This window comes from Peristeroidobacter agariperforans (assembly GCF_004138335.1).
GTDB classification, from domain to species: domain Bacteria; phylum Pseudomonadota; class Gammaproteobacteria; order Steroidobacterales; family Steroidobacteraceae; genus Steroidobacter; species Steroidobacter agariperforans.
The window spans coordinates 279436-291660 of record NZ_RYFW01000004.1; the positions used below are offsets into that span (position 1 = coordinate 279436).

Here is a 12225-nt window from a genome sequence, read left to right on the forward strand (position 1 = left end):
CCGGGAGCGCTATTCGTTGGTTTCGCTAGCTATGCTTCCTTCGCATCGCTCGGCTCATAAAACGGCGGCTCATGGATCTGCGGATTGATCTTGTAGGGTCCATTTAGGAACTCCGGCCGCAACTGTGGGTAGTCGCGCCAGAGACGCTCCTGAATGTCCAGCTGGATCGTTGCCATAATCTCGGCGACAACTCGCTGATAGCTCTCGGAGCTCTTGGTCGAATCGAGATCTCGAATGAAGGCAGCGCTCTGGCCCAGCTTCGCTTGGATTTGCAATAGCAGAACGTTGAGGCGCTCTGCGTCGTCTGGGCTCATCCGGTCTTCTTTACGCATAACGCCCGAATTTAGCGGCGCGCGTAGCGCGTCCGCTGGAATGAGATGTTAGGCAGCTGCTCACTTGGTGCACCAATGAGCAGGTCTTCAAATGCCATCGGCCCTTCCTGCACGGACGAGTCCGTGCCAAGACCACTTTGGGATTTGCAAGCCATCCGGTACATCCTCCGCCGAGTGGTGATAACGAGCCATCGTGGTTGTAGTGGCCCATGCAAAGTAATCGTGCAGCACGTCTCGGAGGTGTTCGTCACGCGCGAGTCCGACATCTTCCAACGCCCGATCGAAACACGCGATTGCCCGCCGGTCCATCTCCTCGTGCAGTCCATTGCCGCTGTGCATCCGGACGACGTAGGTTTCATCGCCGTACCGGTCAGAGTACGTCGTCGGTCCGCCTAGCGCCTCCGCCCAGTACGTGGCGAGGCGCTCGGTGTGCTGTGCGTGATACCCGTGGCTGAACGCATGGCTCACCACTTCGTCCTCCAGCACCCTGGTGTGCCACGCACTAGCCAATCTGAGCAGCCCATCTAGGCCACCTACGGCTTCGTAGATCGTTGGCATAGGTGTATCCCCGTTCATGAAAGATCGAAGGTAAACGTACGCATAAAGCCGCCTAACGACAGTGCTGAGGCGCGCGCGTTTCGCGCGTCGCTCTCGAGCACTTTGTTAGAGATTTCATGGAAACGGCACGCGTGAAATGATCTGAGCGCCGAACAACCAAACAAGAAATGCGAAAGGAAGCTGAATAACCTGCAAGGCATGCACAGGTCTTGGCCCTCTGTGTACAAGCAGGCACATCACCACGCTGACTCCATACAAGAGAAACATCCACAAGAACGACCAGTAATATGGCTCCCATGCATCGTTCTCGGTAAGTGGCGAAACCGCTATGGCATAGCCGAGGGCGCCGCAAAGAATGAATCCCGGGACAGCGCAAACGCATCGCCTCCACAACGCATTTCCCCGACCGACCCCGACATAGATAGCCGAGATTGCAAGCGGAACGGCGCCTAGGATCCAGACTTCATGAACCCACCGCGACTGATATTCGGACAACACTTCTAACCTCTAACGGTGCCGCTGTGCCGCGAGCAAAGGCGCTTCGCCTTTGCGAGTCGGAACCAGCGGCTTGTTAGGACTGATCTGACAATGCCAACTCATGGGGCGAAGCATACGAAGGCACCTTCTCTGGTGGACCGCCAAGAAACCAACGGATGTTGGTAACTGCCGGGTGCGCGGACAAGATCTCATGAACGGCAACGGCCAGTGACTGAAGCTCAGCTTCCACCGGAATTGCCTTGTGACCGAACAGACGCGCCAACGCGCCTGGTTGATTTAGCGGAGCGACGGCAAGCAACCAACCCTGCTGAGACTCTTCTCCGTACTCGGCAAAATACACCTCAAAGAGCTTCTCGCGGACCTGTACATGAACTACCCAGCCGCAGTCCCGCCAATTATCAAACTCCTCGACGGAGAATGAGCGGCTACGAAGTTTGCTCTCCAGTTCTCTGGCAAAGCTCGCGCCCGCGGGATGGTCGAATTCCAAATCCTTTGGGAAGGACGCAAGAAAGCTCGAATGAGGTACTGCTGTCATTCTTCTGTAGCCCTAACGCTATTGCTCACGCGCGTGCGTCTCGCACGTCGCGTGCAGCAATTTGTTGGGCGCCGCCACGTCCGCAACCATGACACCGTAGAACGTTCCGATAAATTCGCCTCCCAGCGGACCGCCAGACCAGTAGGAACCACTGACCCCAGTTTCGCTGAGTTCGCCCCGGAGTTCGTTATCGCTGTCACAGAGATTCGCTGTCAGATTCAGAACGAATGCTCGCCCCGTTACCTGATATGCAGCCATGCCCTGAAACTGTGGGTGCTGTGCTGGTTCTTGCGCAAGGACTTCGGCACGGTACCAATCTTCGTTCGTACAGGATTCTCCTTTGTCTTCGGTCAGCCGTAGGGTCATCGACTGAATCAGCCGTTGCTTGCTATCGACGACTGCAATTGTCCAGAATGAATTGGCTTTCCAAGACGAAGGAGTCTGGAGCACCGTCAACCGCTCATGTTCGCTCGGTGTCTGCGAGGCGCATCCGACGGCAGCGACGAGGACCATGAGTGTGAATGCATTCTTCATTCTGACGCCCAACGCCGCCGCTGTGCCGCGAGCAAAAGCGCCTCGCTTTTGCGAGTCGGAACCAGCGGCTTGTTGGGCAGTTGCTCCGTACCCATGGCGATTCCTACTGCTCTGTCTGCGCGCTTTCGCGACGCAAGGCCCGCGAACAGGCGATGAATGCCGCCACCGCGCCTCCAAATGAACCCACCGCCAGAATAGTGGCGATGACGGGCTGGCGGCATCGGAACGTTGGCGCGAAGAGTGAGTATTCGCAGTTGCACGCCGTGCACGCAAGGCTGGCCGACGACATGATCCACAGCGAGCAGTACACGCCAACTAGCACGAGCACTGCTCCGAGAACTGCATAGGCAATCTTCATATTTTTTACGCCCAACGCCGCCGCTGTGCCGCGAGCAAAAGCGCCTCGCTTTTGCGAGTCGGAACCAGCGGCTTGTTGGGCTGCCTCACTCTATCACCACTTTGTCGATGCGGGTGCCAGGTGGAAGCCTGGACACCTGTCTGTGTATCTGACCCGACACAGAGAAGTGAACCTCGATGTCCGAGACCTCTACATTGCCGACATCAACCTCGCCACCTAGCACCGGTGGGTGCTTGAAACTATAAATCTGCCCTCGCTGAAGCACGCACCCAGAAGAGCGGAGCTCACCCACCATTTGGACCGCAAAGTGACTACCGACAAATTGCCTATCCGATAGCAGCGTCCGAAACTCTTCCACTGAGTCCGCCACCTTTTGTAGCTTGGCTTCGAGCGTGTCGAGAATGTGAATGCTGCCATCGTTAACATCTTGCACGAAGGCATCGCCGCTTGCTGCAAGCAATATTGGCAACTTGTGCGTGCCGATGAGCCATTCCCACTCGCTCAATATTGCTTCGCGATTCAGGTGACTGAAGTTCACGGTCAGATCATTCAAGGTCACGTCTCTGCTCCTTCCTCTGAAGCCCAACGCTAGCGATGAGCCGCGAGCAAAAGCGCATCGCTTTTGCGAGTCGGGCGACCAACGGGAGCGGACTCGATCGCTTTGTTAGGCATCTTCGAGCATCCGCTTGAATTCTTCTTTCTTCCCGTTGCCATTGACATGAAGTATGAGAGTCGTTGCATTTCTGTGCTCGGATGCATGGCTGCAAACTTTGAAAATCCGAAGACCTCGCTCAAGGACTCAGACTCATGCCATGTCGTCATGACGAAGTTGTCTTCGGGTACGTCACGGAAATCGAACTGCTCAAGATTCGCTAAATCGACGGAATCATCCCAGGAGCTGCACCCTGGCCCCCAGGCCATCATGTAGAGACAGCCAGAATCCACCAACCATCGGCTGATCTCAACCTGGCGCGCCACAGAGACTGAGGACTCAATGATTACTACACACTTATATGGCGCAAGCGCTCTGACGTCGGGCAGTGTGCCAACTTCGGTGACGGGCTGATACTCGATCATCTTCAGCCTAACGCCATTGCTCACGCGCGCGCGTTTCGCGCGTCGCGTGCAGCAATTTGTTGGGCACCTCACACATACGTCCAGTGAAACTCAGAGCCGAAGACACCACTCTCCGCAACCGAGCGAACGGCGCCAAGCGCGTGCTCCAGGCTGACAACGTAGCAGGCGGGATAGTCGGCGAGTTGACCACCGACGACCAAGTCGATGTGGGGATCTTCTGCAATTGACGGGTCGGTAAGCGTCGGAAAAGACTCGGCCGCCACGGAGCCGGAAACGATGTACTTTCCGGAACCGCCGCCAACCGTCAATGACACGTCGGCGTTGCCCTCAAGGCCTAGGTGCACGTCGTTCAGATTGCAATTGTTCATAGCGCGTATAGCTGACTCGACCTCAGCCCACGACGGTTTATCAATCACCGTATCGGTCCGGCCTCTCTCGTTCCAATCGCAGATTGTCAGGCTCCGAATCCTCATTCCCTTACCGCCCAACGCCGCCGCTCAGGCGCGCGCGTCCCGCGCGTCGCCTGCAGCGGTTTGTTGGGCATCAGCTGACCTTAGGACCGGCTCCGACTCCGATAAAACATCTACGCACTGATTTCCTGATTTAACAAACCAGTGGATTAGAGGAAAGGAGTCCATTGTACTAGCGGCAGACCGTCGAAACGCCACGATGTACTCGGAACCATGGACGCGCCAGATCAGCCCAGGCTCTACAGGGATCGAGCGAAGGCGATGACCTTCATCTATACATTGGAATGCCCTTTCAGGCGCGAACTCTACCCAGACGCGAACCGAACCGGAAAGACCCTCCGCAATACCGATTTTCAACCCATCCTCCACGGACCAGCTCACCTCCAGAATCTCTGGATTCTGAAAATGACCCTCCGTAGGTATCCAGAGCTCGAATGTCTCTTCGCTCATGATGCCCAACGCCCACGCTGTGCCGCGAGCAAAGGCGCTTCGCCTTTGCGAGTCGGAACCAGCGTGATGTTAGGCGCTCTGTCGCGCCAAGCGATCACGAATTTCATCTCGCGCTCCTCGTTGCAGGAGTAGCCAGAGATCGAGTGCCTCATGCCTCGAAACGCCGCGACGCTCACAAATCATCTCGCCGTTCGAACTGAAGATCACGAGACCATGCTCGTAAACGTCGACGGTCCAGCCATCCGCGTCTGTTAACCACGTATTCGGGTGCTCCTCATCGGGCGTGTCTAGTTCCACCAAGGCCGCTTGCAGTTCCTCAAGCGTCGGATTGTCTGGGCCGCCACCCCACCGACATTCAAGACCCGTATCTATGGTCGATGATGCCGACCGCTTTCGCGGTGGGCTTGCTGCGGGCGGGGCTGTGCAATACGGGCAGAACTCTTCCGTTGCCGGCCGAGGCTTTCCGCACGCGCTGCAATGTCTAACTGACGCATTCATCTGTGCCTAACGCCGCGCATCACGCGCGTGCGTCCTCGCACGTCGCGTGCATGCGCTTGTTAGCCCATGCGCCATTATCTTTCCCATTCGACCGCAACCTCTTTTGTTTCTTTGTCGTTATATGCAGTCAGCCGCGCCGACACGTGTCGACCCGCCCAGTTGATGCTCGAAACAAAGTACCTGTACTCGGCACCGTGCTGTTCAGCTGCTAAGCGTACTGCTTTTTCAGCCGACTCGCCCTTGAGCGTGAGCTGCAACATCACGGCCATCACGACAGCCAATACGCTTCCAGCAAGGAACGCTAACCTGGGCGCGCCCGATTTGTGACCTGCCGTAGCACGAGCCTCCAAGACAGGCGGCGAGCGTAGCTCCCTATAGACCCAAAAGAGCATGAACAACACTGCGGGAAGCAAGACCATCGAACCCAGAGAACTGAGGGGATCTTCGCGAAACGTAATCAGCCAGTACTCCAATGGCTGCAACCACGGAGAAATTATTAAGGACCCAAGCAGGAAGCCGGAGAGCATAAATGCGCTGAACCAGGTAACTATCCGCGCAGTGTCTAAACTGCCTCTGACCAGAAAGATGCCTGCGACGACTGTAAAGATGTTTAGGCTAGATGAGTAACTCATCTGATTGGTAATGCAGTAGATCATGAAGCCTATATCCAAGGCTCCCACGACGATGAGAAGCCAACCGACGCGCGCGAGTATTCTCCGGTGCTCAGGCATAGGTTTTTCGGGGCCTAACGACAACAATGAGCCGCGCGGCGCGATGAGGCTAACGAAGGGCGCATACGTTTCACCGCGTCGGCTCCATTGTTTTGTTGGATTGCAGCAGCCCGCGCACGAGGGCCTCCGCCTGCTGCACCCCTGGATCGTCGCCGATGGCGACTATGACAAACGCGGAGGGCTCGAAGAAGTCAAAGGACGTGTTCAGCACAAAGAACTCGGCGATGTCTTGCAGCGGTTCTTGACAGTGCCACGAGGTCATAACGAACCTGTCGTCAGGCGGCTTGAATTCTGCAGATGTATCGAGGAACGCCAAGTCAACTGCGTCGTCCCATTTTGATGCTTCGAAACCGGAGCAAACGGCGTACCTGCATCCGGAGCCCACCAACTCCGCTGCGATCTTGTCCCGCTCCGCCGCGGTTTGCGTTCGATCATGGGAGATGATCCACGCAGCGTACTCCGTGCCCGGCACGGGCGATCGAAATGCGTACGGTCGGGACAATGCGTTAGAGAAGACGCGTTGCATTCCTGCTTCCTGCAATCCAACGACAACGATGAGCCGCGCGGCGGGATGTCGCTGAGGAAAAGCGCCAAGGTTTCACCGCGTCGGCTCCATTGTTTTGTTAGGGAGCACACGCCGCTGCGCAGCCGTGAGGAGCTGACTCGTTGTGACAACTGACTGCCCTTCGGCTCGCTGCGTAAACCCGCGAGCCTCGAACTCGACCTCGCCCCCAGGCCAACTTATCGGAAGCCTCCATACCTGCGCTTCGTAACTCACTCGACTCTCCACCCGTCGCTCCATCCCGTCAATCATAAATGGACCGAATGCGGCGGTGGCCGCGGCGTAGTCAATCGAGATTCGAGGGAACATGACGCCATGAAAGATAAGCGTCGCGGGCTGCACCCGAAACTTGAATCCACCGTCCTCGCCTTTTAGCCACTCAAGAATGTGGTCGATGTCGAGTACCAGCTCCCCCTCCCCATTTTCTCCCTCAACAAACCGAATCCCATGAACGTGGTTGTCGTGCCACGACATGCGATCAAAGTCCGCTTCCGTCCAGACTTCCTGCATTCGCTGCTCCCTAACGCCGCCGTTAACCCGGCGCGCGCGTCTTCGCGCGCGATCGGGTTGAACGGCTTGTTCGGCTCTCATCAGCAAGCTCGTTCAGTATTGCGATGTCTTCGTTTGCTTCGCTGCGCCTTAGGGGACGAGTACAACTCGTCGCCTCGTAGTAGCCATCCTTGTCTGGGCCATATGCGAACACGAGGAAGACTCCCGATTTCGGGAACTCATAGCCGCATAGGCAGCACGTGATCGCTGACTGAACAAACACGCGGCTCGCTTTTTCGCCCTTCCATGCCTCGAGAATATAGAACTGCGTTCTCTGATACTCGACCTCGAAGTCACCCTCTTCCATAAGCGTGAAGCGCTCCGTGCCCTCGATGCGGCCCAGGAAGACGAGCTGCGCTCTTTCGAATCGATCAGCCACAGCTGTCCGCTTGTCATTGCTCTCTCGGATGCAGGAGCAAGCACCTGACACGCCGACAGCTCCGACAGTCAAGGCAAGAACGCAGAGAATGGCTTTAGTCATAGTCTTCCGGGCCGAACTCTTATATAGACCGCCTACATGCGGTAGTTAGTGCCGAGGCGTATTTCTGGAGGCCGCAAAAGTGCGGTGTATCCCCCCGCCAACCTGGCTCCGCCTTCCGCTTTCGTCCCATATCTTCATGACTTAGGCACTTATTGGGCAATTCGCCCAGAAATACTACCGCACCCGACTCCGTTTGGTGGCCAAGATAGTGCCGCATGGTTGCCAGCGTCAATCCGCCGGGTCACCGGAGTGAACAAGGAGGTTCTTATGTCGCCTGATTCGCAGGATCGAAACTCGCCGCGGCTGCTCGACCAAGTACGTGAGCTGATACGAATCCGCCACTACAGCATCCGTACCGAGCAAGCATATGTGCAGTGGATCAAGAGATTCATTCTGTTCCATGACAAACGCCATCCGCTCGAAATGGGCGCCGATGAGGTCACAGCGTTTCTCAGCCACTTGGCCGTGAAGCGCAATGTAGCGGCTTCCACGCAGAACCAAGCGCTGAACGCCATCCTGTTTCTGTACCGCGACGTGTTGAGATGCACATTGCCGTGGCTGGAGGGCGTACAGCGCGCCAAGAAGCCGCAGCGATTGCCAGTGGTGCTCACTCGCGATGAGGTCAGAGCCCTGCTCGCGCAAATGCAAGGCACCACCTGGCTCATGGCGGCGCTCGTTTACGGCGGCGGGTTGCGGCTGCTGGAATGCCTGCGCATTCGAGTGAAGGACATCGATTTCCAGTATCGCCAACTGGTCATCCGTGACGCCAAAGGCCAGAAGGACCGCATTACACTGTTGCCGCAGAACCTGTTCGAGCCGCTAGGCAACCATCTCGTCCGCGTACGTGCGCTACATGAGAACGATCTTCGCGAAGGCTATGGATGCGTCTATCTGCCATTTGCGCTGGCACAGAAGTATCCGACGGCGGAAAGAGATTGGGGCTGGCAGTATGCCTTCCCGTCGACACGTCGCTCGATGGATCCGCGCTCCGGCGTAGAACGGCGCCATCATGCGCCGGAAGACTCGCTGCAGCGTGCTGTTCGTCAGGCAGTGCAAAGAGCCGGCATCATCAAACCCGCCAGCGTTCACACGCTGCGCCACTCGTTCGCCACTCATCTGCTCGAATCAGGCTATGACATCCGCACGGTCCAGGAACTACTGGGCCATGCAGACGTGAAGACGACGATGATCTACACGCACGTGCTGAATCGCGGCGGCAGGGGAGTCGTCAGTCCGTTCGAAACTATCGCCTGAGAGCCCAGCTCCATTTCCCCCCAAGTGGCGGCTGGGCGGCACGGCCTTGGGATTTGGCGAGGCGCCTGTCCGCGGTCGCGGACAAGGGCCGCAGTCGCGGATACGCGCATTATTGCGTCCCCCGCTTTCGACCGCGTCCTTTAACTCGTTCACCGGCATCGCTGGTGCCAGCTTTGGTGCCAGCCACGGGGAATCGATGGGACTGGAGGGGATTGAAAATCCGCCACGATCAGTAAGTTGCTGATTCGGTCAGTCCTCTTGTCGGGTTTTGATCCCGCCATTCGGAGGTTCGAATCCTTCCGCCCCAGCCAACCACAATAGTTAAAACAACAATCTAGAAAACGCTGTCGCGCTCGCTCCGGGTGAGCCGTAAGCAACGGCGGCGCGCTTTTATGATTCGGGCGCGCCAGCGCGAACTTTTGTTACCCACTCTCGTGCGCCTCCACAACCGCTCGCATCCAAAAGAAAAGGCGACGTGAGTACGGGTTCGCTGCTTCCGTTGATTCACGCGCAAGGACTATCTGTTCCTTTGTCCCCTGCCAATTCTGCGCAGGGTAATGACCACGCTCGCACCACACCGGTTCTGGATTGAAGCTGCAGGTTCGGCGACTTGGATCGTACTGCAGGGTTCCGACGTGATGATCGGGACGCCATGCTGTACCAAATTCTTCAGAAAGAACCCGATACGTGGTTGCCTTCTCATCGCGCGGATATGGGTCGATGTAGAGCGGGACTCTGCTCATGGCCCACGTTCACTAACAGCGCGATCCGCTCGCAGCGGCTGCCAAATGGTGATTGCGCGATCCTGCCGCAGTAGCCGGGGTAGCGCGTCGTGCCATCGCTGACGATAGGGACGTTGGAGTTGAACGTCGATGACGTCCTGGTGGCTCTGCCAGGTCTCATACAGCATGAAGCGGTTCTCGTCGTTCGGATCCCGGTGCAGGATCGCTTCGCGAAATGCGGATTCTCCTCTCATCGCATCCAGCACGCCTTCGAGCAACTCGAGAAACTCGGGACGCCGCTCCGGAACGACATCGAACACGATCACATAAGTCACGGGCGCCATGGGGACTCCATCCAAGTAGCGGATCAAAACCTCAGCTCCAGTGTCCGTGTATTCGAGTACGCGATCCATTACCTCTCAGGTAAAGCTTGGATATCTGACCACAGTCGCACTGTTCGAAGGGAGATTTTCACTTCCCTTCACCCGTATTCATCGAGCCATCGCTGCGGCTCACGCTGCCGGTGTAGCGGCGCACGATGTCGTCGGGCGGGGGCGTGACGCGATTGACTGCGGGCATGCAGTAGCAATACAAGCAACCAACAACGGCCTTGCGGGCTGTTTTGTACTGAGGTGTGAGTATGCCTGTCAGGATCAAGATAACGGGGCGGTTGATCGCCGCGGCGCGCGCCTTGACCGGCGTCAATCGGGGCGATTTCGCCGCGGCGGCTGGAGTGTCGCCCGAGACTATTGCTTCGATGGAGGCAAACGGCAGCGCCTGGTTGCACTCGGAAAGTGATGCGGATGCCGTGTGCCGCGCGTTCGATAAATTCGGGATCGTCGTGCTGGGCGAGTCGGACGGGATGGGCGCCGGCGTCAGGTTGAAATTCACGCGTCAGGATGTGCGGCAGATTGCTCGTCTCGAAGACGAGGGCGGAGTGGTCGGCTCGGACGACGCGCCCTGATCCGGCTTCTGCTATGTGCCGAGCTCTTTTGATACGTGTTTCGTTATTTCTTTAATGTTTCTAGAGAACTCCGCCTCCAGATCAATGCCGCATTTGCTCGCAAGAACGATGACTGACCACAAACAGTCCGATAATTCATGCCCCAGTTTGGATTGGCACTCATCGATGTGACGGATGCCTGCGTTCGCCTGAATCAGTTTGGCCAGATCGCCAATGTCTCCTACGAACCCAAGTGCAAGTTCTTCGGTGGTCCAGGCGCGTCCGTGCAACTTGATCGCGAGCTTTTCGTAAAGATCGTTGAGTTTTAGCGCGGATTCCTGCAGTTCTTCGAATTTCATAGTCATTTGGCTGCCAGCCTGCTGCAATCGTCGATCAGCGCGCCCAGCACGGCGATGCCACGTCGAATCCTTTCGGGTGGCACGGTGACGAACGACAAGCGGAGAGTATTCCGCTGCGGTTCTTCGGCGAAGAACGGCGCGCCCGGTACGAATGCGACGTTCTCGGCAATTGCTCTCTGCAGCAGTTCCACGCTATCCATGCCGGAGGGCAGGTTCACCCAGATGAACATGCCGCCCTCCGGGCGATTCCAGGTGACGCTTTTTGGGAAATGCTCCTGCATTGCTTCCAGCATGACCTGGCAGCGTTCCCGATAGAGTTTGCGGATCGTGGGAATGTGCGTGTCGAGGAAGCCGTCTTTGACGCACTCGTAAACGATGCGTTGAGTAAACGAAGGTGTGTGCAGGTCCGCCGCCTGCTTCGCTTGGACCAGCTTGCGATGCAGAGCTTGAGGTGCGATCAAATAACCCACACGCAGTCCGGGTGTCAGCACCTTGGAGAACGAACCCAGGTACACGACATTGTCCGGCATCATCGACTTCAACGTCGGCAGGGCGTCGCCCGTATATGAAAGCGCGCCGTAGGGATCGTCCTCGACGACCAGCAGCCCGGCGTCGACAGCGACTTTCGCTAGTTGCTCGCGCCGTGCCAGCGGGATACGGCGCCCGGTGGGATTCTGAAAGTTGGGCAGGCAATACATGAAGCGCGCGCCGCTCAAGACATCCTTGGTCAGCATCTCTGGCCGCGGCCCGTGCTCGTCCGAAGGCACGGAAACATAAGTCGGTTCGCTCAGCGAGAACGCCTGTAGCGCGCCGAGGTAGGTCGGCGTCTCGACGAGCACGCGACTGCCTGGATCGATCAGCGTCTTGCCGAGCAGGTCGAGCGCTTGCTGCGATCCGGTTGTGATCAGCACATCGGCGGGGTCGATGCGCACCGAGCCGGCCGAGTGTCGCGCGGCGATCCATTCACGCAATTGCATGTAGCCTTCGGTCGGGCCGTACTGGAGTGCCGGCGTCGGCGCCGTCGTGAGAATCGTCTGCGTGCTCGCGAGCACCCGGTCCACCGGAAAGGTGTCCGGCGACGGCAGGCCGCCGGCGAAGGAGGTGATCTCGGGCCGCTCGGTGACCTTCAGGATTTCGCGGATGACGGAGCTGGTGAGCTTCTGCGCACGCTGTGACAAGGTCAGGTTCATGAAAATCGCTCTCGACTTTGGCGAGTCGCCAAGTCGTACGGTGGCACGATTCCCGCGGCGATGGCATGCACACTTATCCCTCATTTCTTCCATGTCAGATGACTGGCCGACGGCGTATACGCGA

Annotated in this window: 16 protein-coding genes; 2 read left to right on the forward strand and 14 right to left on the reverse strand. The window is 57.7% G+C overall.

What is annotated here, in order from left to right; all coding sequences use genetic code 11:
* Window positions 1-29: 29 nt before the first annotated feature.
* From EK373_RS27075 to EK373_RS27125, 11 genes are all read right to left on the reverse strand, one after another.
* Window positions 30-314: a hypothetical protein gene (locus EK373_RS27075; protein WP_129647619.1), complete on the reverse strand. Its 285-nt coding sequence runs from the start codon at window positions 312-314 to the stop codon at window positions 30-32.
* 105 nt (window positions 315-419) lie between these two features.
* The gene (locus tag EK373_RS27080; protein ID WP_129647620.1) at window positions 420-890 is read right to left on the reverse strand and encodes a group II truncated hemoglobin; all 471 of its coding nucleotides are present in this window, start codon (window positions 888-890) and stop codon (window positions 420-422) included.
* 571 nt (window positions 891-1461) lie between these two features.
* Complete coding sequence (locus EK373_RS27085; RefSeq protein WP_129647622.1) at window positions 1462-1923, reverse strand: hypothetical protein; 462 nt, start codon at window positions 1921-1923, stop codon at window positions 1462-1464.
* 18 nt (window positions 1924-1941) lie between these two features.
* Window positions 1942-2457 (reverse strand): hypothetical protein, encoded by a 516-nt coding sequence (locus EK373_RS27090; protein WP_129647624.1) that lies wholly within the window; start codon window positions 2455-2457, stop codon window positions 1942-1944.
* Between the two features lie 443 nt (window positions 2458-2900).
* Window positions 2901-3374: a T6SS immunity protein Tdi1 domain-containing protein gene (locus EK373_RS27095; protein WP_129647626.1), complete on the reverse strand. Its 474-nt coding sequence runs from the start codon at window positions 3372-3374 to the stop codon at window positions 2901-2903.
* 29 nt (window positions 3375-3403) lie between these two features.
* Window positions 3404-3892, reverse strand: a complete 489-nt coding sequence (locus EK373_RS34545) for a DUF7684 family protein (protein ID WP_456107224.1) — start codon at window positions 3890-3892, stop codon at window positions 3404-3406.
* Between the two features lie 68 nt (window positions 3893-3960).
* Window positions 3961-4260 (reverse strand): hypothetical protein, encoded by a 300-nt coding sequence (locus EK373_RS27105; RefSeq protein ID WP_157994559.1) that lies wholly within the window; start codon window positions 4258-4260, stop codon window positions 3961-3963.
* Window positions 4261-5384: 1124 nt separating this feature from the next.
* Window positions 5385-5966 carry a hypothetical protein gene (locus EK373_RS27110; protein WP_129647633.1) on the reverse strand — a complete coding sequence of 194 codons (582 nt, stop codon included), beginning with the start codon at window positions 5964-5966 and terminating at the stop codon, window positions 5385-5387.
* 145 nt (window positions 5967-6111) lie between these two features.
* A complete protein-coding gene (locus EK373_RS27115; RefSeq protein ID WP_129647635.1) occupies window positions 6112-6567 on the reverse strand; it encodes a DUF7684 family protein in 456 nt (151 codons plus the stop codon).
* Between the two features lie 72 nt (window positions 6568-6639).
* Window positions 6640-7113, reverse strand: a complete 474-nt coding sequence (locus tag EK373_RS27120) for a hypothetical protein (RefSeq protein ID WP_129647637.1) — start codon at window positions 7111-7113, stop codon at window positions 6640-6642.
* A 22-nt stretch (window positions 7114-7135) separates the two neighbouring features.
* On the reverse strand, window positions 7136-7633 hold the full coding sequence (locus EK373_RS27125) for a hypothetical protein (RefSeq protein ID WP_129647639.1): 498 nt from the start codon (window positions 7631-7633) through the stop codon (window positions 7136-7138).
* 267 nt (window positions 7634-7900) lie between these two features.
* Here EK373_RS27125 and EK373_RS27130 point away from each other — a divergent pair, with 267 nt between their 5' ends.
* The gene (locus EK373_RS27130; protein WP_129647641.1) at window positions 7901-8887 is read left to right on the forward strand and encodes an integron integrase; all 987 of its coding nucleotides are present in this window, start codon (window positions 7901-7903) and stop codon (window positions 8885-8887) included.
* A 739-nt stretch (window positions 8888-9626) separates the two neighbouring features.
* Here the strand turns inward: EK373_RS27130 and EK373_RS27135 are convergent.
* Window positions 9627-9953 (reverse strand): putative quinol monooxygenase, encoded by a 327-nt coding sequence (locus EK373_RS27135; protein WP_129647643.1) that lies wholly within the window; start codon window positions 9951-9953, stop codon window positions 9627-9629.
* Between the two features lie 326 nt (window positions 9954-10279).
* Here EK373_RS27135 and EK373_RS27140 point away from each other — a divergent pair, with 326 nt between their 5' ends.
* Complete coding sequence (locus tag EK373_RS27140) at window positions 10280-10573, forward strand: helix-turn-helix domain-containing protein (protein ID WP_232831268.1); 294 nt, start codon at window positions 10280-10282, stop codon at window positions 10571-10573.
* A gap of 11 nt (window positions 10574-10584) precedes the next feature.
* On the opposite strand, the gene EK373_RS27145 is transcribed toward EK373_RS27140, so the two are convergent.
* Entirely contained in the window at window positions 10585-10911 is a 327-nt protein-coding gene (locus tag EK373_RS27145) for a nucleoside triphosphate pyrophosphohydrolase family protein (protein WP_129647648.1), read from the reverse strand.
* A 2-nt stretch (window positions 10912-10913) separates the two neighbouring features.
* Entirely contained in the window at window positions 10914-12101 is a 1188-nt protein-coding gene (locus EK373_RS27150) for an aminotransferase-like domain-containing protein (RefSeq protein ID WP_129647650.1), read from the reverse strand.
* Window positions 12102-12225 lie beyond the last annotated feature (124 nt).